Origin of the sequence: Haloactinopolyspora alba (assembly GCF_003014555.1) — a bacterium.
In the GTDB taxonomy this organism is placed as follows: domain Bacteria; phylum Actinomycetota; class Actinomycetes; order Jiangellales; family Jiangellaceae; genus Haloactinopolyspora; species Haloactinopolyspora alba.
Genome location: NZ_PYGE01000015.1, coordinates 120,073 through 140,560, shown reverse-complemented (window position 1 = coordinate 140,560; position 20,488 = coordinate 120,073). Strand labels below are relative to the sequence as shown.

At 71.9% G+C, this 20,488-nt stretch carries 22 protein-coding genes; 21 read left to right on the top strand and 1 reads right to left on the bottom strand.

The window, feature by feature from the left end:
- Positions 1–153 precede the first annotated feature (153 nt).
- From CLV30_RS18820 to CLV30_RS18750, 15 genes are all read left to right on the top strand, one after another.
- Positions 154–744, top strand: coding sequence for an ArsR/SmtB family transcription factor (locus tag CLV30_RS18820; protein WP_106538758.1), 591 nt, complete (start codon positions 154–156; stop codon positions 742–744).
- Complete coding sequence (locus tag CLV30_RS18815; RefSeq protein WP_106538757.1) at positions 741–2,027, top strand: MFS transporter; 1,287 nt, start codon at positions 741–743, stop codon at positions 2,025–2,027. Before CLV30_RS18820 ends, CLV30_RS18815 begins: the two co-directional genes overlap by 4 nt.
- A gap of 363 nt (positions 2,028–2,390) precedes the next feature.
- Positions 2,391–2,948, top strand: a complete 558-nt coding sequence (rpsP, locus tag CLV30_RS18810) for a 30S ribosomal protein S16 (protein ID WP_106538756.1) — start codon at positions 2,391–2,393, stop codon at positions 2,946–2,948.
- A complete protein-coding gene (locus tag CLV30_RS18805) occupies positions 2,948–3,184 on the top strand; it encodes an RNA-binding protein (protein ID WP_106538755.1) in 237 nt (78 codons plus the stop codon). The genes rpsP and CLV30_RS18805 overlap by 1 nt, the downstream gene beginning before the upstream one ends.
- A 147-nt stretch (positions 3,185–3,331) precedes the next feature.
- On the top strand, positions 3,332–3,856 hold the full coding sequence (gene rimM, locus CLV30_RS18800; protein ID WP_106538754.1) for a ribosome maturation factor RimM: 525 nt from the start codon (positions 3,332–3,334) through the stop codon (positions 3,854–3,856).
- A 3-nt stretch (positions 3,857–3,859) separates the two neighbouring features.
- Positions 3,860–4,696, top strand: a complete 837-nt coding sequence (trmD, locus tag CLV30_RS18795; RefSeq protein ID WP_106538753.1) for a tRNA (guanosine(37)-N1)-methyltransferase TrmD — start codon at positions 3,860–3,862, stop codon at positions 4,694–4,696.
- Positions 4,697–4,816: 120 nt separating this feature from the next.
- Positions 4,817–5,161: a 50S ribosomal protein L19 gene (gene rplS / locus CLV30_RS18790; RefSeq protein ID WP_106538752.1), complete on the top strand. Its 345-nt coding sequence runs from the start codon at positions 4,817–4,819 to the stop codon at positions 5,159–5,161.
- Positions 5,162–5,315: 154 nt separating this feature from the next.
- Positions 5,316–6,026, top strand: coding sequence for a signal peptidase I (gene lepB / locus CLV30_RS18785; protein WP_165358515.1), 711 nt, complete (start codon positions 5,316–5,318; stop codon positions 6,024–6,026).
- 41 nt (positions 6,027–6,067) lie between these two features.
- On the top strand, positions 6,068–6,760 hold the full coding sequence (locus CLV30_RS18780) for a ribonuclease HII (protein WP_205740618.1): 693 nt from the start codon (positions 6,068–6,070) through the stop codon (positions 6,758–6,760).
- On the top strand, positions 6,757–7,065 hold the full coding sequence (locus CLV30_RS18775) for a DUF2469 domain-containing protein (protein ID WP_106538750.1): 309 nt from the start codon (positions 6,757–6,759) through the stop codon (positions 7,063–7,065). The genes CLV30_RS18780 and CLV30_RS18775 overlap by 4 nt, the downstream gene beginning before the upstream one ends.
- 120 nt (positions 7,066–7,185) lie before the next feature.
- Positions 7,186–7,539, top strand: a complete 354-nt coding sequence (locus tag CLV30_RS18770) for a YraN family protein (protein WP_106538749.1) — start codon at positions 7,186–7,188, stop codon at positions 7,537–7,539.
- A complete protein-coding gene (locus CLV30_RS18765) occupies positions 7,536–9,074 on the top strand; it encodes a YifB family Mg chelatase-like AAA ATPase (RefSeq protein ID WP_240723213.1) in 1,539 nt (512 codons plus the stop codon). The genes CLV30_RS18770 and CLV30_RS18765 overlap by 4 nt, the downstream gene beginning before the upstream one ends.
- Positions 9,071–10,249: a DNA-processing protein DprA gene (dprA, locus tag CLV30_RS18760; protein ID WP_205740617.1), complete on the top strand. Its 1,179-nt coding sequence runs from the start codon at positions 9,071–9,073 to the stop codon at positions 10,247–10,249. Before CLV30_RS18765 ends, dprA begins: the two co-directional genes overlap by 4 nt.
- 33 nt (positions 10,250–10,282) lie before the next feature.
- Entirely contained in the window at positions 10,283–11,212 is a 930-nt protein-coding gene (locus CLV30_RS18755; protein ID WP_106538747.1) for a tyrosine recombinase XerC, read from the top strand.
- Between the two features lie 320 nt (positions 11,213–11,532).
- Entirely contained in the window at positions 11,533–12,495 is a 963-nt protein-coding gene (locus tag CLV30_RS18750; RefSeq protein ID WP_106538746.1) for a DUF368 domain-containing protein, read from the top strand.
- On the opposite strand, the gene CLV30_RS26090 is transcribed toward CLV30_RS18750, so the two are convergent.
- Complete coding sequence (locus CLV30_RS26090) at positions 12,489–13,493, bottom strand: peptidoglycan DD-metalloendopeptidase family protein (RefSeq protein WP_129710917.1); 1,005 nt, start codon at positions 13,491–13,493, stop codon at positions 12,489–12,491. The two genes, CLV30_RS18750 and CLV30_RS26090, sit on opposite strands and share 7 nt — an antisense overlap.
- 260 nt (positions 13,494–13,753) lie before the next feature.
- Between CLV30_RS26090 and CLV30_RS18735 the strand changes: the two genes are divergently transcribed.
- The 6 genes from CLV30_RS18735 to rpsB all read left to right on the top strand — a co-directional run bounded on the left by CLV30_RS18735 (position 13,754) and on the right by rpsB (position 20,431).
- Entirely contained in the window at positions 13,754–15,325 is a 1,572-nt protein-coding gene (locus CLV30_RS18735; protein ID WP_106538745.1) for an ABC transporter substrate-binding protein, read from the top strand.
- On the top strand, positions 15,322–16,275 hold the full coding sequence (locus CLV30_RS18730) for an ABC transporter permease (RefSeq protein ID WP_106538744.1): 954 nt from the start codon (positions 15,322–15,324) through the stop codon (positions 16,273–16,275). The genes CLV30_RS18735 and CLV30_RS18730 overlap by 4 nt, the downstream gene beginning before the upstream one ends.
- Entirely contained in the window at positions 16,272–17,192 is a 921-nt protein-coding gene (locus CLV30_RS18725) for an ABC transporter permease (protein ID WP_106538743.1), read from the top strand. Before CLV30_RS18730 ends, CLV30_RS18725 begins: the two co-directional genes overlap by 4 nt.
- Entirely contained in the window at positions 17,189–18,208 is a 1,020-nt protein-coding gene (locus CLV30_RS18720) for an ABC transporter ATP-binding protein (RefSeq protein WP_106538742.1), read from the top strand. The genes CLV30_RS18725 and CLV30_RS18720 overlap by 4 nt, the downstream gene beginning before the upstream one ends.
- The gene (locus tag CLV30_RS18715) at positions 18,205–19,215 is read left to right on the top strand and encodes an ABC transporter ATP-binding protein (protein WP_106538741.1); all 1,011 of its coding nucleotides are present in this window, start codon (positions 18,205–18,207) and stop codon (positions 19,213–19,215) included. The genes CLV30_RS18720 and CLV30_RS18715 overlap by 4 nt, the downstream gene beginning before the upstream one ends.
- A gap of 295 nt (positions 19,216–19,510) precedes the next feature.
- Positions 19,511–20,431 carry a 30S ribosomal protein S2 gene (gene rpsB, locus CLV30_RS18710; protein WP_106538740.1) on the top strand — a complete coding sequence of 307 codons (921 nt, stop codon included), beginning with the start codon at positions 19,511–19,513 and terminating at the stop codon, positions 20,429–20,431.
- Positions 20,432–20,488: the final 57 nt, after the last annotated feature.

Genomic DNA, 20,488 nt, shown 5'->3' with positions numbered 1-20,488 from the left:
CCTCAAACGACACCTCACCGACGTCGTCTACCGCACACTCACCACCGACCTCACCACCAGCAACAACACCACCACTTGACATAGAAGCGTCATTCGCATCAGATACTAAAGACATGTTGCTAAAGCTATCTTGCTAAAGCTATCTTTACTGTCATGACGGAGAAGCGGCAGCGGATCAGCGACCCACAGAGCGTTCGTGCCCTGGCGCATCCACTGCGCCTCGAGCTGATGGACGTGCTCGGCATGGAGAGCGAACTCACGGCGACCCAGTGCGCCGAGCGCACCGGCGAGAGCGTCGCCAGCTGCTCGTTCCACCTGCGGATGCTCGCCAAGTACGGCTACGTCGAACCAGCCGAGCCGCGCGGGCGGGAGAAGCCCTGGCGTCTCGCGTCCCGGTCACGCGAGATCGGGCCGGACCACGACGATCCAGCGTCGCTGCACGAGGTGTCGATGTTCGCGCAGCTGATCGTCGACCGCGAGGCCGATCGGCTGAAGCGCTGGCTCGGCCGGGCCAGCAGCGAGCCGCAAGAGTGGACCGAGGCCACGGCCATGAGCACCTCGTCCATGTGGTTGACCGCGGAGGAGGCGCAGGAGATCACCACGGCCGTCACGGAGCTGCACACTCGCTTCGCCGACCGGTTCCGGGATCGTCGCGACGACCCGTCCCGCCGTCCGGCCGGTGCTCGGCCGGTCCACCTGCTCGGCGCTTCGAGCGTCGACGTGGCCGCAGAAGCCGAATCATGAGCGCGTGGCGGGTGCCCGGCTTCCGCCGGCTGGGCGCCGCGTGGACGTTCAGCAACTTCGGCGACAGCGCGCTGATCCTGACGCTCGGTATCTGGGCCAAGGACCTGACCGGCAGCAACGCGGCCGCCGGCCTGGTCTTCCTGGCACTCGGGCTGCCCGTGTTCCTGGCGCCGTTCGCCGGCCATGTCGCGGACCGCGTGTCGCGGCGGCGGCTGGTCGTCGTCGTCGACGTGGTGGCCGCCGTCGGGGTTCTCGCGCTGTTGTTCGTCCGGTCGGCCGACCAGCTCTGGCTCATCTACGTCGTGACGTTCGGCTACGGCTGTGTCGGCTACCTGACCAGCGCGGCGCAGTCCGGGTTGCTGCGCGACATGCTCGTCGACGACGAGCTCGCCGGCGCCAACGGCGTGCTCAGCACGATCGATCAGGGGCTGCGGCTGCTCACGCCGCTCGTCGGGGCCGGGCTCTACACGGTCTACGGCGGCGGGGCCGTCGCCGTGCTGACGTCGTCGGCACTTGTCATCGCGGCCCTCGTCATGCTGACGGTCTGCGTCGACGAGACACCGCCGAGCCCGTCCGCAGAACGCGAGCACTTCGTGCGTGAGGTGGCCGCCGGTGCGCGCCACATCCGCACCGTGCCGGGCCTGGCACGGACCGTGGTGCTGGTCGGCATCGCCTTCGCCGCGACGGGTTTCGGCAACTCGACGACGTTCGCCGTCATCGACGACGGGCTCGAGCTCGGCAGCGAGTTCTTCGGCGTGCTCGCGAGCATCCAGGGCTGCGGCTCGGTTCTCGGCGGTCTCACCGCCGCGTGGGTGATCCGGCGCCTCGGCGAGCACGCGACCATCGGCGTCGGTCTCGCGCTCATCGCCGCCGGGTTCGCGACCGGGCTCGTCCCGTCGGTCGCGGTCGTCGGCACCGGATCGGCCGTGCTGGGTCTCGGCGTGGTGTGGATGGTCGTGGGGCTGGTCACGCTGCGGCAGCGGCTGACACCGGCGCGGTTGCAGGGACGGGTGTCGGCCGCGACGACCATGGCGTTCAACGGTCCGCAGACGGTGGGCATCGCGACCGGCGCAGCGCTGATCGCCGCTGTCGACTACCGCATCCTCGTCGCCGTGATGGCCGGTGCCGTCGCCGCGTGTGCCGTCCTGCTCGTGCTGCGGGCGGGGCGCTCGCGGTCGCTGGACGGCGTGCCGGCGAGCGCCGCCGTCCCTGTCAGCGCCGACGACGTGCCGGCCGACGAGGGCTCCGCGCGGCCGTCCGATCTCGACCGGCACCGGACCTGAGGAGGTCTCGACATGCTGCACATCCACGCGGGCGTGTACGACCCGCACATCGAGCGACGCAGACGCGCCGAGCACGAGCGAACGGTGGCCGCACTACGCTCGCGGCGGCGCTCGCGGCGTTGGGCACGCTCCGTCGCCACGGCTGTCGCGCGCCTCACACGGCGCGCTCCTCGGTCGCCCCCGGCTCCGCGCGACCCGATTGGGCGCCGGGCGACGCGATCTGGCACAATGGCAGGCTGAACCGGCAACCGTGCGGACCCTCTCACCGGCGGGAGCCGAGTCCATCGAACCGTCGTCGTCGGTTCCCCACTCCGGGTGGCGACGGGTCACTCACGCGTGAACATCCAAGGAGACTCCACCCCAGTGGCTGTCAAGATCAAGCTCAAGCGGATGGGCAAGGTCCGCTCGCCGCACTACCGCATCATCGTCGCCGACGCGCACAACAAGCGCGACGGCCGTGCCATCGAAGAGATCGGTCTGTACAACCCGAAGGTCGAGCCGAGCCTGATCAAGGTCGACTCCGAGCGGGTGCAGTACTGGCTGGGTGTGGGCGCGCAGCCCACCGAGCCGGTGGCGGCCATCCTCAAGGTCACCGGCGACTGGCAGAAGCACAAGGGCCTGCCGGGCGCCGAAGGCACCCTCAAGGTGGCCGAGCCCAAGGCCGAGAAGCGCGCCGCGTTCGACGCCGCGCTCGCCGAGGTACACGGCGAGCCGAAGAGCGAGGCGACGACGCCGAAGAAGAAGACGACCAAGAAGAGCGCGCCGAAGGCCGACGAGGCCAAGGCGGGCGAGAAGGCTGACGAGAAGGCCGACGACGCCAAGGCTGAGGCCACGGCGGAGGACGCGACGGCCGACAAGGCCGAGAAGGCCGACGACAAGGCCGACGAGAAGGCCGCCGAGGCGAGCACGGACGAGTCCTGATGCTCTCCGACGCACTGGAGCACCTGGTGGCCGGCGTGGTCGACCACCCGGACGACGTCAGCGTCCGGCACAAACAGCTCCGGCGCGGGCGGCTGCTCGAGGTTCGGGTGCACCCGGACGATCTGGGCAAGGTCATCGGCCGGGGCGGCCGGACCGCGAGCTCGTTCCGGACCGTCATCGGCGCACTGGCCGACGGCAGTGTCCGCATCGACTTCGTCGACGTCGACGGACGCTGACGCGCCTGGTGCGGATCGGCGATACGCCGACGCGGACGGCGGCCCGTGTCGCGGGGTGCGAGCACCTCGGCGGCACGGGCCTTTCGCCGTCCGGCCCGGATCTCGGTGTGCACAGGGACGGCGTGCGATGAAGGGGAGCGGTGGACGATGATCGTCACCGTGGGACGGATCGGGCGCGCGCACGGTGTCCGCGGAGAGGTCGCCGTCGAGGTGCGCACTGACGATCCGGACGAGCGGTTCGCCGAGGGCGCCGTGCTGACGACCGAGCCGCCCGGGGCCGGGCCGCTGACGGTGCGCCACGCGCGTTGGCACGGCGGCCGGCTGCTGGTGCGGTTCGACGCCACGTCCGGCCGAGACGCTGCCGAGGCGCTGCGTGGCACGATGCTGCAGGCCGAGATCGCCGACGACGCCCGTCCCGACGACCCCGACGAGTTCTACGACCATCAGCTGGTCGGGTTGTGGGTCGTCACCACCGACGGCGCAGAGGTCGGGACCGTCGGCGAGGTGGTCCACACCCCGGCGCAGGAGCTGCTGGCCGTCCGGCGCGAGGCCGGCGGCGAGGTGCTGGTGCCGTTCGTCGCCGAGATCGTGCCCGAGGTCGACCTGAGCGCGGGCCGGGTCGTCGTCGATCCGCCGGCGGGGTTGCTGGACGACGCCGCCGCGGGGGAGTGAGCCGTGCGCGTCGACGTGGTCACGATCTTCCCGGACTATCTGGCTCCGCTGGAGCTGTCCCTGGTGGGCAAGGCGCGCCGGGCCGGGGTGCTCGACGTCCGTGTGCACGACCTGCGTGAGTGGGCCGACGACCGGCATCGCACGGTGGACGACACTCCGTACGGCGGCGGCGCGGGCATGGTGATGAAGCCGGACGTGTGGGGCGAGGCGCTGGACGACGTCGTCGCGTCGGGGACCGCCACCCCGGACGACGGGGCCGCCACCCCGGACGACGGGGTCGCCACCCCGGACGACGGCCGCCGGCCGAGGCTCGTCGTGCCGACCCCGTCGGGACGGCGGTTCGACCAGGCGTGCGCGCACGAGTTCGCGGCCGAGCCGTGGCTGGTCTTCGCGTGCGGGCGCTACGAGGGCATCGACGAACGGTTCGTCGACGACGCCGCCAACCGGATCCCGGTCACCGAGGTCTCGATCGGCGACTACGTGCTCAACGGAGGCGAGGTCGCCGCCCTGGTGGTCGTCGAGGCGGTGGCGCGGCTGCTGCCCGGTGTGGTGGGCAACCCCGACTCCCTGGTCGAGGAGTCGCACGGCGTGGACGGCCTGCTCGAGTACCCGGTCTACACCAAGCCGCCGTCCTGGCGCGGGCTCGACGTGCCCGATGTGCTGCTGTCCGGGCATCACGGCAAGGTGGCCCGGTGGCGGCGTGACGAGGCGCTGCGACGCACCGCACAGCGCCGGCCGGACCTCATCGACCGGATCGATCCGGAGCGGCTCGACGCCCACGACCGTGCCGTGCTCGACGACGCCGGGTTTCGTGCCGGGCCGCCTTCTGTGGCAGACTGAGACGCTGTTGCTCGGCATGCGGTAGTCCTGCCACAGGGGGACGCCGTCCGCTGCCACCGCAGACCACTCGACCGATACCGTTGGCGACCTGTGGCGCCCGCGAGGAAGCGAATCCACGTCATGCACACGCTCGACGCAGTCAACGCCGCCCAGCTCCGCGACGACGTCCCGGAGTTCCGCGCGGGTGACAATCTCAAGGTCCATGTCCGCGTCGTCGAGGGCTCGCGTTCGCGTGTCCAGGTCTTCCAGGGCGTGGTGATCCGCCGCCAGGGGGCCGGGGTGAGCGAGACGTTCACCGTCCGGAAGGTCAGCTTCGGTGTGGGCGTCGAGCGCACCTTCCCGGTCCACACGCCGATCATCGAGAAGATCGAGCGGGTCAGCCGGGGCGACGTCCGTCGCGCCAAGCTGTACTACCTGCGCAACCTCCGTGGCAAGGCCGCCAAGATCCCCGAGAAGCGCTCGTAAGCCCTGACCTGAAGGTCGCCCGTGGCAGGAGTCACGGCGCGGGCGCGACGTGCCGCTTCCCGGCATCCGGCGCGCGGCCCGTATTGTGTCCTGCGTGCCAGCCGAAGCGTTCGACTCGTCCCCGGGCACACCCCGGGGATCACAGGGGGAATCCGTGACCGAGGAGGACCCGCCTCGGGACGGTGCTGACAACGACGATCACCCCACCGCACGACGCCGCTGGACGGCGCTCGTCAAAGAGACGGCCATCGTCGTCGTGCTGTCGCTTTTCATCGCGACGGTGGTGCGGATCTTCCTGGTGCAGCCGTTCTTGATCCCGTCCGGGTCGATGGAGGACACGCTGCTGGTCGGCGACCGGGTACTGGTGTCGAAGATCAGCCTCACGTTCGGCGACATCAACCGTGGCGACGTGGTGGTCTTCGAGGACCCGGGACAGTGGCTCGGGCCCGGGGCGGACACCGGGGACGAGGGTGTCGGGGCCGTGGTGAAGGACTTCTTCGAGTTCGTCGGCGTGCTGCCGAACGACTCCGAGGAACACCTGATCAAACGCGTCATCGGCACCGGGGGCGACACCGTCGCGTGCTGTGACGACGCCGGCCGGATCACCGTCAACGGCGAGCCGATCAACGAGACCGGCTATCTGTACCCGGGCGACTCGCCGTCACTCAGCAAGTTCGAGGAGAAGGTCCCGGACGACGAGGTGTTCGTCATGGGCGACCACCGGTCGAACTCCGGCGACTCGCGCATCCACGGCACGGTCCCGGAGGATCTGGTCGTCGGCAAGGCCTTCGCGATCGCCTGGCCGGTCTCCCGTTGGGGATCGGTGTCCGGCGGCGACGCGTTCGACGACGTTCCCGCGCCGTGACGGTCGCGTGGCTGCCCGGCGTCGTAGGCTGAATCACTACCATGACCGTGTCGATCGCTCGCCGCCGTACCGTCGTCCGGCGTGACTCCGGGATGTACGCCTACGAACGGACGCTGAGCCGCACCGGGTTCGCCCCGGTGGCCGGCGCGGACGAGGCCGGACGCGGCGCGTGCGCCGGCCCGCTGGTCGTGGCCGCGGCGGTCCTGGCCGACGGACGCCGGGGCGAGGTTCCGGAGCTCGCGGACTCGAAGTTGCTGACGCCGATCGCGCGCGAGCGCGTCTACGACGAGGTGAGGCGACGGGCACGGTCCTGGTCGGTCGTCGTGGTGGACAACGACGAGGTCGACCGTGTCGGGCTGCACCGGTCCAACGTCGAGGCGATGCGTCGGGCTCTGGCCAGGCTCGACTGTGCGCCGGGGTACGTGCTGACCGATGGGTTCCCGGTGGGTGGCCTGGGGGTGCCCGGGCTGGCGATGTGGAAGGGTGACCAGGTCGCGGCGTGTATCGCCGCCGCGTCCGTGCTCGCCAAGGTCACCCGGGACCGGATCATGTGCGATCTGCACGAGCAGTGGCCCCGGTACGGCTTCGACGCGCACAAGGGCTATTCGACCCCGGAGCACCAGCAGGCGCTGGACGCGCACGGACCCAGCCCGGTTCACCGTCGGTCGTACGCGAACGTCGCCCGCGTGGTATCGGTGAGTGAGAACGGTTCGAGAGGAGAGGGCGAGCTATGAGTGCTGAGGATCTCGAGAAGTACGAGACCGAGATGGAGCTGTCGCTCTATCGCGAGTACCGCGACGTGGTCAGCCTGTTCTCCTACGTGGTCGAGACCGAGCGGCGTTTCTACCTCACCAACAACGTCGACTTCCAGGTCCGTGGCGAGGGCGGGGACGTCTACTTCGAGGTGACCATGAGCGACGCCTGGGTGTGGGACATGTACCGGCCGGCGCGGTTCGTGAAGAACGTGAAGGTGGTGACGTTCCGCGACGTCAACGTGGAGGAGCTCGCCAAGAGCGACCTCGAGGTCCCGAAGACGTAGCGGCCGCCGGCCGGTCGTTGTCCACAGGCCGCCTCTCCGCACGCCGTCGTCCACATTCTGCGCGGACCGTCTTGGGCGTGCTCGCCGATCACGCCAGGCTCGTGACCGGAGGTGAGGCCGGTGCGGGTCAAGGACATGATCGGGGCCTACGGTGAACGGATCGCGGCGCAGCACCTGGAACGCGCGGGGTATGTCGTCGTCGAGCGGAACTGGCGCTGCGAGATCGGCGAGATCGACATCGTCGCCCTGGACGGCGAGACGGTGGTCGTCTGTGAGGTGAAGACCCGCAGTGGGCTCGGTTACGGTTCCGGGCTCGAGGCGGTCACCCGCGACAAGGCGGCGCGCCTGCATCGGCTGGCGCGCCGATGGCTCACCGCGCGGGGCCGGACGGGGGCGGCGGTGCGTGTCGACGTGGTCGCGGTGCACCGCACGCGTCCGGAACCGCAGGTCGAGCACGTCAGGGGTGTGCCGTGACGCGGCTCGGGCGCTGCCGCAGCGCCGCGCTGGTCGGGGTCCGCGGCACCCTCGTCGACATCGACGCGCACATCGGCGGCATGCCGGGGTTCAGCCTCGTGGGGCTGCCGGACGCGTCGTTGCACGAGGCCCGCGACCGGGTGCGGGCGGCGGTGCTGTCCAGCCGTGAGGACTGGCCGCTGCAGAAGATCACGGTGAGCTTGTCGCCGGCATCGTTGCCCAAGCGCGGCAGCCACTTCGATCTCGGTGTGGCCGTGGCCGTGCTGACGGCGGCCGAAGAGGTACCGGCCCCTGCTGTCGAGGGCGCGATCCTGCTCGGCGAGCTGGCCCTGGACGGGCGCCTGCGCGCGGTCCGCGGCGTCCTCCCGGCGGTGCTCGCGGCCGCGCAGGCCGGCCTCACCAAGGCTGTCGTGCCCGAGCCCAACGCGCAGGAGGCGCGTCTCGTGCCCGGCGTGCGGGTGTTCGGCGCACGGTCGCTGCGCCAGGTGCTGGCGTTCCTCCGCGGGGTTCCGGTGCCGGACGAGGAGCCGGACGAGGTCGTCGCCGAGCCGCCGCGGCCGGCGCCGGGTGACGACGCGGTCGATCTGGCCGACATCGCCGGTCAGCACGACGCCAAGGCGGCGCTCGAGATCGCCGCCGCGGGCCACCACCATCTGCTGCTCGACGGGCCGCCGGGCGCGGGCAAGACCATGCTGGCGCGCCGGCTGCCCACCGTGCTGCCCGACCTGTCGACCGACGAGTCGCTCGAGGTGACCGCCATCCACTCGGTGGCGGGCGTGCTGGCGCCGGACCGCCCGCTGATCGTCCGGCCGCCGTTCGCGGACCCGCACCACACGTCGTCCCCGGCGGCTGTCGTCGGCGGCGGAAGCCGGGTCATCCGCCCGGGCGCGGCCAGCCTGGCCCACCGCGGGGTGTTGTTCATGGACGAGGCGCCGGAGTTCTCGCCCCGGGTTCTCGACTCGTTGCGCCAGCCGCTCGAGAGCGGTGAGCTCGTGCTCGCCCGGGCCGAGGCGACGGCGGTGTTCCCGGCACGGTTCCTGCTGGTCCTCGCGCAGAACCCGTGTGCTTGCGGCAACCACGGCAGCACGTTGCGTGACTGCACCTGCAGCCCGGATGCCGTGCGCCGGTACGGGCAGCGCCTGTCCGGACCGGTCCGCGACCGGGTGGACGTCCGGGTGCGGGTGGAGGCGCCGAGTCTGGCGGACATCGACGCGGCCGTCGACGCAGCGGAGTCCGGCGCCGTGGTGGCGCAGCGGGTCGCGCTCGCGCGGGAGCGGCAGGAACGCCGTCTCAAGGACACGCCGTGGCGGTCCAACGGCGAGCTGCCCGGCTGGTATCTGCGGCGAGAGCTGCGGCTGCCCGCGGACGTGTCCGCGCCCGCCTACGCGGAGCTTCGGCGCGGCAGCGTGACGGTCCGGGGAGCCGACCGCATCGTGCGGCTCGCGTGGACGGTGGGTGATCTCGCCGGGCACGACCGGCCCACCCGCGACGACGTGGTATCGGCCGTGGACCTTCGGCTCGGGAAGGTCGCGTGAGCGCCGTGGACACACCGGAGCGCACGGCCCGCGCCGCGCTGTCGGCGGTGGTGGAGCCCGGGGTGACCGCGATCATGCGACGTGTCGAAGCACAGAGCGCGGCCCGCACGTGGGCGGCCGTGCGCGACGGTGACGACGGACTGGACCGCAACGAGACGCTCCGGCGCCGGGCGGACGGTGTCGACGGCGCCGCGCTGCTGCGACACGCCGAGCGTCTCGGGGTGAGGTACGTGTGCCCGGGCGAGCCGGGCTGGCCGCCGCAGCTCGACGTGATGGCCGACACGCTCGACGCGGGCGCCGACGCGGTCCCGCCGCCGCTGGGTCTGTGGGTGCGCGGCGAGGCCGAGCTGGGCGCCGCCGTGCACTCGGCGGTCGCCGTGGTGGGCTCACGCGCCGCGACACGGTACGGCGAGCGCGTGTCAGCCGACCTGGGCTCGGACCTGGCCGGCGCCGGCTGGACGGTGGTGTCCGGGGCGGCGTTCGGCGTGGACGCGGCGGCACACCGTGGTGCCCTCGCGCTCGGCGGAACGACGGTGGCCGTGCTGGCCTGCGGTGTCGACGTCGCCTACCCGCGCGGTCACGCCGCCCTGCTGGGGCGGGTGGCCGAGTCCGGCGCCGTGCTCAGCGAACTGCCGCCCGGCATGCGGCCCACCCGGTCCCGGTTCATCGCACGCAACCGCGTCATCGCGGCGCTGACGCGAGGCACCGTCGTGGTCGAGGCGGCGTTGCGCTCTGGAGCGTTGAGCACCGCCACGTGGGCCGACCGGCTGTGCCGCGAGGTGCTGGCGGTGCCCGGCCCGGTCACGTCCGCGCTGTCGTCGGGGTGCCACTTCCTGGTCCGGGACAAGGGCGCCACCATGGTCACCGACGCCACCGATGTGCTCGACGCGGTGGGCCGGCTCGGCGCCGACGCGGCGCCCACCCGGGTCGGCGAGCGGCGCCCGCTCGACGGGCTGAGGCCCACGCCACGCGACGTCCGTGAGGCGATGGACGCCGCCGAGCCCTCGACCGTCGAGGGCCTGGCCGCCGCGACGGGTCTGCCGGCGCAGATCGTGATGCGCGCCCTGACCGAGCTGGCCGCGGCCGGTCTCGTGGACGGCGACGGGGACGGGTGGCGCCTTTCCGGCGGAGGGGTGGGGACACGTGTCGGCGGCCGAACGCGTGGCGGTACTTGACCCCCGGGCGCGCCGGGCCCAGGCTCAGCTGATGTGGACAGCGCCGATGAACTGCCCCCGGCGCTGGCCGGGGTCGTCGACGAGTTCGCCCGGCACCTGGCCGCCGAGCACGACCGGTCCGAACACACCGTGCGGGCCTACGCCGGCGATGTCACCAGCCTGCTCGTCCACCTGAGGCGGCTCGGCCACGACGACCTCGCGGGCTTGGACCTGGCGGTTCTGCGCAGCTGGCTGGCCGGGCAGCAGGCGCGGGGTCGTTCCCGCGCGACACTGGCACGGCGGTCCTCGGCGGTCCGGGTCTTCACCGCATGGGCTCACCGCCGCGGGCTGCTGAGCACCGACGTGGGCGTGTTGCTGAGCTCGCCGAAGGCGCACCGCAGCCTGCCCGCGGCGCTGCGCGAACGCGAGGCCGGCGAGCTCGTCGAGGCGGCGGCCGACGCCGCATTCGGTGGTGAGCCGGTCGACCTGCGCGATCACGCGCTGCTGGAGCTTCTCTACGCCAGCGGCATCCGGGTGAGCGAGCTGGTCGGGCTGGACGTCGACGACGTCGACTCCGAGCGTCGCGTCCTGCGGGTGGTCGGCAAGGGGCGCCGCGAGCGCAGCGTGCCGTACGGCGTGCCCGCGCAGCATGCGCTGGACGCGTGGTTGCGGGACGGTCGTGCGCACCTCGCCCGGCCCGCGGCGGGCGCAGCGCTGTTCGTCGGCGTCCGCGGTGGACGGCTGGGCCAGCGTGCCGCCCGGACCGTGGTGCACCGGCGGCTGGACGCGGTGCCCGGCGCGCCGGACCTCGGCCCGCACGGGCTCCGGCACACGGCCGCGACCCACCTGCTCGAGGGCGGTGCGGACCTGCGCAGCGTGCAGGAGCTTCTCGGTCACTCGTCGCTGGCGACCACCCAGATCTACACCCACGTCTCCGTCGACCGGCTGCGCACCGCCTACCGGCAGGCGCACCCGCGGGCCTGAACCGGGCGTGATTGATCACGTTCACCATGGACATCCATGCGTCACCACCCCTGTAGCCCTGGTGATGCGTGTCAACGCCTCGTGATGCGGTCGAGGTACTCGTGATACGCCGGAGGCCACGGCTCGGTGTGAATGTCGTGTCGCCACAGCGACACCTGCTCCACACCGTGCGCGCCAGCACCATTCGGGGGAGCTGGGGTGGGTGGACGGAACCCCGGCATGAAAAGATGCCTCTCGCAGCGGCGCGCACGGTCGGCGATCACCGCGAGCGCCCGCGTGCCCGCTCGTCCGCGTGCCCGATCACCCACGAGATGTAGGTCATGGCCAGCTCCGTCGGTACTCATCTGTTCAACGCGCTCCGCGGCGGGCTCATCGGCACGGCCGAAGTGGTGCCCGGTGTCAGCGGCGGCACGATCGCGCTGATCGTCGGGGTCTACGACCGGCTCATCATCTCGGCCGGGCACGTGCTGACCGGGCTGCGGTACACGGTGAGCGACGTGCCGCGCGGCCGCGGGACGCGGCGTGCAGGCGAGCAGTTCCGGAGCGCGGACTGGCCCGTGGTGCTGGCGGTGCTGGCCGGCATGGTCGCGGCCGTCCTGCTGGCCGCGCAGTTCCTGGCGCCGGTGGCCGAGGACAACGAGCAGCGTGCGCACGCGTTGTTCTTCGGGCTGGTGGCGGCGTCGCTGTGGGTGCCGTACTCCGGCTCCGGGCGACGCTGGCGGCCCGCGCACTACCTGCTGGCCCTGGTGGTGGCGGCAGTGGTGTTCGTGCTGACCGGCCTGCCCAGTGCACAGGCGGATCCGGCGGCACCCGTGGTGGCGCTCGCGGCGGCCGTGGCGGTGTGCGCGCTGGTGCTACCCGGAATGTCCGGTGCGTTCATCCTGCTCACCCTCGGGCTGCTGGACCCGACCATGGATGCGCTGCGCGAACGCGACCTGGGCTACGTCGCCACGTTCGCGCTGGGCGCGCTGGTCGGGCTCGCGGCGTTCGTGAAGCTGCTGCAGTGGTTGCTGGAGCACTATCACCACCTGACGCTGGTGGTGATGACCGGGCTGATGCTCGGTTCGCTGCGGGCGCTGTGGCCGTGGTCGGACGACGAGCGCACGCTGCGCGCGCCGGAGGGCGACGTCGCGATGACGGTGACCATGGCCGCGATCGGGTTCGTGGTCGTGGTGGTGATCCTGCTGATCGGTCACAGGGTCGGCGCCACCCAGGTACCGGGAGGCGGCGCCGGGGGTGACGCCCGTGGTGGCCGCCACGCGCGGGCGGAGTCCTCTCACTGACCCGGCAGGAAGGTCATCGGATCCGCCAGCGCCGCGTCGGCGTACACCATGAAGTGCAGGTGGCAGCCGGTCGACGAGCCGGTCGTGCCGGCCAGGCCGACGGTGCGTCCCGCCGGCAGCCGCTGCCCGGGCGACACCGCGGCTCGCGACAGGTGGCTGTACGACGTGGTCAGCTCGCCGGCGGCCGTTCGCGCGTGCCGCACGGTGACCTGCAGGCCGTACGCGCCGCGCATGCCCACATCGGTGACCTGACCGGCCGCGGCGGAGCGGACCGGCGTACCGCAGGCGGCGCCGAAGTCGGTGCCGTCGTGGAGTTTGTAGACACCGGTGACCGGATGGACACGCATGCCGTACGGAGACGTCACGCGCGGCTGCGCGACCGGCCAGTCGAGGGGAGCGCCGGTCCCGGTGGCCGGCGGTGGCGGTGGGTCGCCGCTGAGCGTGCGCTCGCCCAGTGGCAGTAGACGGACCGCGGCCGGACGCACTAAGGCGCCCGGATCGCGGTAGCGCCCGCGCTCGCGGGCGCCCCAGTGCAGGCAACTGGCGGGGGCGCAGTGGCCGGGTGTGGCGGCGAGGGTGCCGAGCGGCGCACCGACGTGCACCCGCTGGCCCACTGTGACGGTGGCCGCGACCGGCTCGTAGGTGGTGCGGACCGTGCCGTGGTCGACCACGACGACGCCACGCCCGGCCAGCGGGCCCGCGTAGCGCACCCGCCCGGACCCCGCGGCGCGGACCTCGGCGCCCACGGGCGCCGCGATGTCGACGCCGCGGTGGCCGGGCAGCCACGGGTCGTCCGGTGGGTCGAAATCATGGACGAGGTCGACGGGCCCGGCCGGTGGCCCGACCGGATACACCCACGCACGGCCGAGCACGCCCGGCCCGCTCGCGGTGACGCCCGCCGAGGCGGCGCCGGTGGCTCCGGTGGCGAGGTGCAGTACGAGGACCACGAGCAACGCCCGGCGTGCGGATGAGGCGACTGCGGTGAGTGATCGGTGCATGCGCCGAGCCTGGCGGGAACGCGGGCCGTCGTCAGCGCGCGTTCCGCAGATTGTGGACAACGTGCTGACGGCGATCCGTCCTGTGGACGGGCGATCACGGACACGCGCGCGGATTGCATCACGAACACGTCAAGAACCGGTAACGAACGCAGTCGATCTGCAGGCGTGGGTGGACGAACCTACGGGGGAAGTCGGAAGAGTCGAACGATCGACAACACGAGCTCGACCGAGCGCCGCGGCACAGGGATGAGGCAGCAGCCATGACACGCACACGTCGGCAACGGGTCCGTACACGGCTGGCGGCGGTGCTCTCGGCCGCCGTGCTGGCCGGCGCCTGCAGCGGGGGCGAGGACGTGGACGTCGGCGGTGACGGCGGCGGTGGTGACGGCGGTGGTGGTGACGGCGGCTCCACGGGCGGCACGCTGATCGCGGCCATCTCCGCGCAGCCCGATCAGTTCGACCCGCACAAGACCCAGGCCTACGCGAGCTTCCAGGTGCTCGAGAACGTCTACGACACGCTGGTCGTGCCCGACGCCGAAGGGCAGTTCCAGCCCAGCCTGGCCACCGGATGGGAGACCAGTGAAGATGGCCTGACCTGGACGTTCACCTTACGGGAGGGTGTGACGTTCCACGACGGCTCGGAGTTCGACTCCGCCGACGTGGTCTACTCGTACAACCGGATCATCGACCAGGAGCTGGCCAACGCGTTCCGCTTCGCCAGCGTCGAGAGCGTCGAGGCGCCGGACCCGCGGACCGTCGTCATCAACCTCACCGAGCCGTCACCGGCCCTGCTCGCCAACATCGGCGGGTTCAAGGGCATGTCGATCATCCCGGAGGGCGCGGCGGACCAGTTCGACCTGGCGACCGAGGCCGTCGGCACCGGGCCGTTCACCTTCGAGTCGTCCGGTGCCGGCGGGGTCACGCTGGCGGCGTACGACGGCTACTGGGGCGACGCGCCGACGGTCGACGGCGTGGAGTTCCAGTACATCAGTGAACCGACCGCGGCGCTGACCGCGCTGCGCTCCGGAGACATCCACTGGACCGACAACGTTCCGCCCCAGGACGTCGAGAGCCTGCAGGACGACGACCAGGTGGAGGTCGGCGTCACCCCGAGCGTGGACTACTGGTACCTGGCGATGAACCAGGCCCGGGAGCCGTTCGACAACCGGGACTTCCGGCGCGGTGTCGCCTACGGCATCGACCGCGAGGCGGTGACCGAGGCGGCGAAGTTCGGTGCGGCGACCGTGAACCAGACGGCGATCCCGCAGGACAGCTTCTGGTACCACGAGTACGCGCCCTTCGAGCACGACCCGCAGCGCGCACAGGACCTCGTCGCCGGGGCCGCGGCGAGCACGCCGCAGCCGATGGGGCTGATGGTCACCGACGAGTACCCCGAGACCGTCCAGGCGGCGCAGATCATCGCGTCGAACCTGGCCGAGGTCGGCATCAAGGTGAACATCGAGCAGGAGTCGTTCAACACCTGGCTGGCCAGGCAGGCCGACGGCGACTTCGACGCGTTCATGCTCGGCTGGCTGGGCAACCTCGACCCGTTCGGCTTCTACCACGCCCAGCACGTCTGCGAGGGCAGCTCGAACTACCAGCAGTACTGCAACCCGAAGGTCGACGACCTGCTGACGCGAGCGGCATCCGAGACCGACCGCGAGGCGCGCAAGGCGCTGTACGACCAGGCGGCCGAGCTGATCGTCGACGACGTCAGTTACCTGTACCTGTACAACCCGGACGTCGTCCAGGCGTGGGCGCCCGGGCTCGAGGGGTACGAGATCCGCGCGGACAAGGCGATCAACTTCGAGTCGGTGAGGCTGCCGGAGTGACGGGTTACGTACTCCGGCGGCTGCTGCAGTCCGCCGCGGTACTGCTGGGCGTGAGCGTCCTCGTCTTCGCCATCATGCAGCTCGTGCCGGGCGATCCGGTGCGGGCGGCCCTGGGTACCCGGGCGACCCCGGAGACGTACGCGGCGCTGCGGGAACGCTCCGGGCTGGACGATCCGGTGCTCGTGCAGTACCTCGACTGGATCACCTCGGCGCTACGCGGCGACCTGGGCGTCAGCTTCCGCAGCGGTGAGACGGTGTCGTCATTGATCGTCGAGCGGTTGCCCGCGACGCTGTCCCTTGCCGTCGGCGCCATCGTGGTGGCCCTGCTGATCGCGGTGCCGCTCGGCACGCTCTCGGCGCTGCGCCCGCGCTCGCCCGTCGACTGGTTCTCGACGCTGACCAGCCAGGCCGGGCTGAGCATCCCGGACTTCTGGATGGGCATCATGTTCATCCTGATCTTCGCCGGCACGCTCGGCTGGTTCCCGTCGGCGGGCTACACGCCGCTGCTCGAGGACCCCGTGGGCTGGGCGCACCACCTGGTGCTGCCGGCGATCACGGCCGGGGTGTCCAGCGGGTCGATCCTCACCAGGTTCGTGCGCTCGTCGGTGCTCGAGGCGATGGGCCAGGACCACGTCCGCACCGCGCGGGCCAAGGGCATGCGAGCCCGCGACGTGCTGCGCTGGCACATCCTGCGCAACGCGCTGGTGCCGTTCGTGACCGTCGGTGGCGTCCAGCTGGCGTACCTGCTGTCCGGCGTGGTCATCGTCGAGTTCGTGTTCGCCTGGCCGGGCCTCGGGCAACTGGCCTTCCAGGCCGTGCTGGACCGCGACTATCCGGTGCTGCAGGGCGCGGTGCTGCTGTTCGCCCTCGTCTTCCTGGTCGTCAACCTGGTGGTGGACCTGCTGTACGCACGGCTGGATCCGCGGATCTCGTACGGGAGCGGCCGATGAGCGCCGGCGAACGAGCGGACACGCTGCCGTCGACGGCGCCGCATCGGCCCCGTTGGGTCGAGACGCTGGTGCTGCTGGCACGCAGCCCGATGGCGGTGGCCTCCGGCCTCGTCCTCACCGCGGTTGTTGCGGCGGCGCTACTGGCCGGGCGGATCTCGCCGCACGACCCGGTCGAGCCGAGCGTCGACGACCGGCTGCAGGCGCCGTCGGGCGAGCACTGGTTCGGCACCGACGAGCTGGGCCGCGACGTGTTCTCCCGGGTGCTGGCCGGCGCCGAGGTGTCGCTGCGCGTCGGCGCGGTCGCCGTCGGGATCTCGCTGGCGGCCGGGGTGCTGATCGGCCTGCTGGCCGGTTACTACCGGCGATGGGTCGACGACGTGCTGATGCGCGTCATGGACGTGGTGTTCGCCTTCCCGGCGCTGCTGATGGCGATCGCGGTGCTGGCGATCCTCGGCCGGGGCTCGACGAACGCGATGATCGCCATCGGCATCGTCTACACACCGATCTTCGCCCGCATCACCAGGGCGAGTGTGCTCAGCGTGCGCGAGGAGGTGTACGTGCGCGCGGCCCGTTCGGCCGGGGCCGGGGACGTGCGCATCGTCGCCCGGCACGTGCTGCCCAACGTGACCGCGCCGATCATCGTGCAGACGTCGGTCAGCCTGGCGTTCGCGATCCTGTCCGAGGCGGCGCTGAGCTTCGTGGGGCTGGGCACCCAGCCGCCGGACCCGTCCTGGGGCCGGATGCTGTCGGAGGGCCGTGGTTTCCTCGAACAGGCGTGGTGGATGGCGGTGTTCCCCGGCGCCGCCATCTTCCTGACGGTGCTGGCGTTCAACGTGCTCGGCGACGTCCTCCGCGACGTGCTCGACCCGCGGCAACGTGCGGCGATGAAAGGCACGGCGAAGGGAAGTGGGGGATGAGCGCGTTGCTCTCGGTGCGCGACCTGGCGGTGACGTTCAGCACGCCACGCGGTCCCGCCCACGTCGTCGGCGGCCTGGACTTCGACGTCGAGGCCGGGCGCACGCTGGCCATCGTGGGTGAGTCCGGGTCGGGCAAGAGCGTGAGCTCGCTGGCGCTGCTCGGTCTGCTGCCCGACGCGGTGACCCGGGTGAGCGGAAGTGCGGTCTTCGACGGCGCCGAGCTGATCGGCCGGTCCGAGGAGCAGCTGCGGCACGTGCGCGGCGCCGGCATCGGCATGGTCTTCCAGGACCCGATGACGTCGCTGAACCCGGTGCTGACCGTGGAGCGCCAGCTCGCCGAGGCGCTGCGGGCTCACGGGCGGGTGAGCGCGGAGGCGGTGCGCGCGCGGTCGGTGGAACTGCTCGACGACGTCGGCATCCCGGACGCCGCTGCCCGGCTGCGAGCCTATCCGCACCAGCTCTCCGGTGGGATGCGCCAGCGGGTGATGATCGCGATCGCGCTGGCCGGCGAGCCGAGGGTGCTGATCGCCGACGAGGCGACGACGGCACTCGACGTGACGGTGCAGGCGCAGATCCTGGAACTCGTCGCCCGGTTGCAGGACGAGCGCGGCACCGGCGTCGTCTGGATCACCCACGACCTCGGGGTGGTGGCCGGCATCGCCGACCACGTCGTGGTGATGTACGCGGGTCGGTGCGTGGAGGAGGGCCCGGTGGACGCGCTGTACGCACGGCCGTCGCACCCGTACACACGCGGGCTGCTGGAGTCGCTGCCGGTGCTCGACGACGCGCGTCCCGCCCGCGAGCGGGAGGCGCTGACGACGATGCCCGGGCTGCCGCCGGACCCGGTGGACCTGCCGCCGGGGTGTGCGTTCCGGCCCCGGTGCGCGTATCGGCTGGACCCGCGATGCGCGACGCAGGTGCCGCCGCTGGAGCCGGTGGCCGGCAGTGTCGAGACGCACCGCGCGGCGACGTTCTACCGCCTGCCCGCGGCCGGTGACGCGCAGGTGCGGCGATGAACGGCGAGGCGCTGGTACGCACCACGGGGCTGCGGGTGCACTTCCCGCTGCCGCCGCCCGGACCGCTGCGCTCGTCGCCCGGCGCGGTCCGCGCGGTGGACGGCGTCGACCTGGAGATCCGCCGCGGCGAGACGCTCGGCCTGGTGGGCGAGTCGGGGTGCGGCAAGTCGACCCTGGGCAGCGCGCTGGTGCGGCTCGTCGAGCCGACGGAGGGCACGATCGAGTTCGACGGGTCGGACGTGACGGCGATGCCCCGGCGCGAGCTGCGGGCGTTGCGCCGTCGCACGGCGATGATCTTCCAGGACCCGTTCGCGTCCCTGGACCCGCGCCGCACGGTGGGCGAGACCATCGCCGAGCCGCTGGCGATCCATCGGCTGCACCGTGGGCGTTCGCGCCGCCGCGCGCGAGTGGGGGAGCTGATGGAGCTCGTCGGGCTCGCCCCGGACCACCGCAACCGGTATCCGCACGAGTTCTCCGGCGGGCAGCGCCAGCGCGTCGGCATCGCCCGCGCGCTGGCCGGCGAGCCCGACTTCGTGGTCTGCGACGAGCCGATCGCCTCGCTGGACGTGTCGGTGCAGGCGCAGGTGGTGAACCTGCTGGTCCGGCTGCAGCGCGAGATGGGGCTGACCTACCTGTTCGTGTCGCACGACCTCGCGGCCGTGCGGCAGGTGGCCGACCGGGTCGCCGTCATGTACCTGGGGCGGGTGGTCGAGGTCGGCGACGGTGTCGCCGTGGGGGAGATGCCCGGGCATCCGTACACGGAGGCGCTGGTGTCCGCGGTCCCGGTGCCCGTCCCCGAGCGGGAACGCTCGCGTGAGCGGATCGTGCTGCAGGGCGACATCCCGAGCCCGACGCACCCGCCGTCCGGATGCCGGTTCCGCACCAGGTGCCCGCAGGTGTTCGAGCCGTGCGCCGACCACGACCCCGTCCTGCAGTCCCTCGGCGGGCGGCACGGCGGTCCGGCCGAGCAGAGCGCCGCCTGCCATCTGCACGGCGTCACCGGCTGAGCTCGCCGCACCCGTCACCGGATCGTCGGCGGCACCGGTGCCACCGGGCGGTGGTGACCCTCGCTCAATGTCGTCTATACTGGGCCCGGCTCAGGTCTGACCTGGGTCGAATTCGCGTGCCCTGTCGACATACGGCCACGCCGCCGACGGTCCTGGCGTTCCTCGAGAGCCCAGGTGGTGGTGACGGCCCGGGCACCAGGCGCGGCGGTCGACCACCGCCGCGAGGAACCGAAAACGACGCGCCGGCCGCGGGGAGTCTCCCGCACCGTCGGCGCACGAGGAGGAGACGCAGGCTATGGCCGTCGTCACCATGAGGCAGCTGCTCGAGAGCGGCGTGCATTTCGGGCATCAGACCCGGCGCTGGAACCCGAAGATGAAGCGGTTCATCTTCACCGAGCGCAACGGTATCTACATCATCGACCTGCAGCAGTCGCTGTCCTACATCGACCGCGCGTACGACTTCGTCAAGGAGACCGTCGCGCACGGCGGGACGGTGCTGTTCGTCGGTACCAAGAAGCAGGCCCAGGAGGCCGTGCGCGAGCAGGCCACCCGGGTGAACATGCCGTTCGTGACCGAGCGCTGGCTCGGCGGCATGCTGACCAACTTCCAGACCGTCAACAAGCGGCTGCAGCGGCTCAAGGAGCTCGAGGAGCTCGACTTCGACGACGTCCCCGGCTCGGGACTGACGAAGAAGGAACTCCTCATGCGCCGGCGTGAGAAGGACAAGCTCGAGCGCACGCTCGGCGGCGTGCGCAACATGGCGAAGGTGCCCAGCGCGGTGTGGATCGTCGACACCAAGAAGGAGCACCTGGCCGTCGACGAGGCCCGCAAGCTCGGCATCCCGATCATCGCGATCCTCGACACCAACTGCGACCCCGACGAGGTCGACTACCCGATCCCGGGTAACGACGACGCCATCCGCGCGGTCACGCTGCTGACCCGTGTCGTGGCCGACTCGGTGGCCGACGGGCTGCTCGGGCGGCAGGGGCAGCGCGCCGAGAGCACCAACGGCGCCGACCTGGCCGCCGACGAGCCGCTCGCCGAGTGGGAGAAAGAGCTGCTGCAGCACCCGGAGCAGGCCGGCGCGGAGACCGAGCCCGACGCCGACGCGGCGCTCGAGCAGCCGTCGACGCAGGTGGTCGGCGAGTCGGCCGAGGACGTCGCGGACGTCGCCGAGAAGTCCGAGGGCGCCCAGCCCACCGCACCGCAGACCTGAACGCGAACACCCGACCATGACGGCGGCGGCGCCCGGCCAACACGGGCGCCGCTGCCG

Excerpts from the sequence above, each read along its gene's own strand:
- CLV30_RS18820 (WP_106538758.1), top strand. The coding sequence starts at position 154 with ATGACGGAGAAGCGGCAGCGGATCAGCGACCCACAGAGCGTTCGTGCC.
- rpsB (WP_106538740.1), top strand. The coding sequence starts at position 19,511 with ATGGCCGTCGTCACCATGAGGCAGCTGCTCGAGAGCGGCGTGCATTTC.
- CLV30_RS18720 (WP_106538742.1), top strand. The coding sequence starts at position 17,189 with ATGAGCGCGTTGCTCTCGGTGCGCGACCTGGCGGTGACGTTCAGCACG.
- rplS (WP_106538752.1), top strand. The coding sequence starts at position 4,817 with ATGCACACGCTCGACGCAGTCAACGCCGCCCAGCTCCGCGACGACGTC.
- CLV30_RS18715 (WP_106538741.1), top strand. The coding sequence starts at position 18,205 with ATGAACGGCGAGGCGCTGGTACGCACCACGGGGCTGCGGGTGCACTTC.
- CLV30_RS18725 (WP_106538743.1), top strand. The coding sequence starts at position 16,272 with ATGAGCGCCGGCGAACGAGCGGACACGCTGCCGTCGACGGCGCCGCAT.
- CLV30_RS26090 (WP_129710917.1), bottom strand. The coding sequence starts at position 13,493 with ATGCACCGATCACTCACCGCAGTCGCCTCATCCGCACGCCGGGCGTTG.
- CLV30_RS18750 (WP_106538746.1), top strand. The coding sequence starts at position 11,533 with ATGGCCAGCTCCGTCGGTACTCATCTGTTCAACGCGCTCCGCGGCGGG.
- CLV30_RS18775 (WP_106538750.1), top strand. The coding sequence starts at position 6,757 with ATGAGTGCTGAGGATCTCGAGAAGTACGAGACCGAGATGGAGCTGTCG.
- CLV30_RS18805 (WP_106538755.1), top strand. The coding sequence starts at position 2,948 with ATGCTCTCCGACGCACTGGAGCACCTGGTGGCCGGCGTGGTCGACCAC.
- rimM (WP_106538754.1), top strand. The coding sequence starts at position 3,332 with ATGATCGTCACCGTGGGACGGATCGGGCGCGCGCACGGTGTCCGCGGA.
- CLV30_RS18780 (WP_205740618.1), top strand. The coding sequence starts at position 6,068 with ATGACCGTGTCGATCGCTCGCCGCCGTACCGTCGTCCGGCGTGACTCC.
- CLV30_RS18815 (WP_106538757.1), top strand. The coding sequence starts at position 741 with ATGAGCGCGTGGCGGGTGCCCGGCTTCCGCCGGCTGGGCGCCGCGTGG.
- CLV30_RS18735 (WP_106538745.1), top strand. The coding sequence starts at position 13,754 with ATGACACGCACACGTCGGCAACGGGTCCGTACACGGCTGGCGGCGGTG.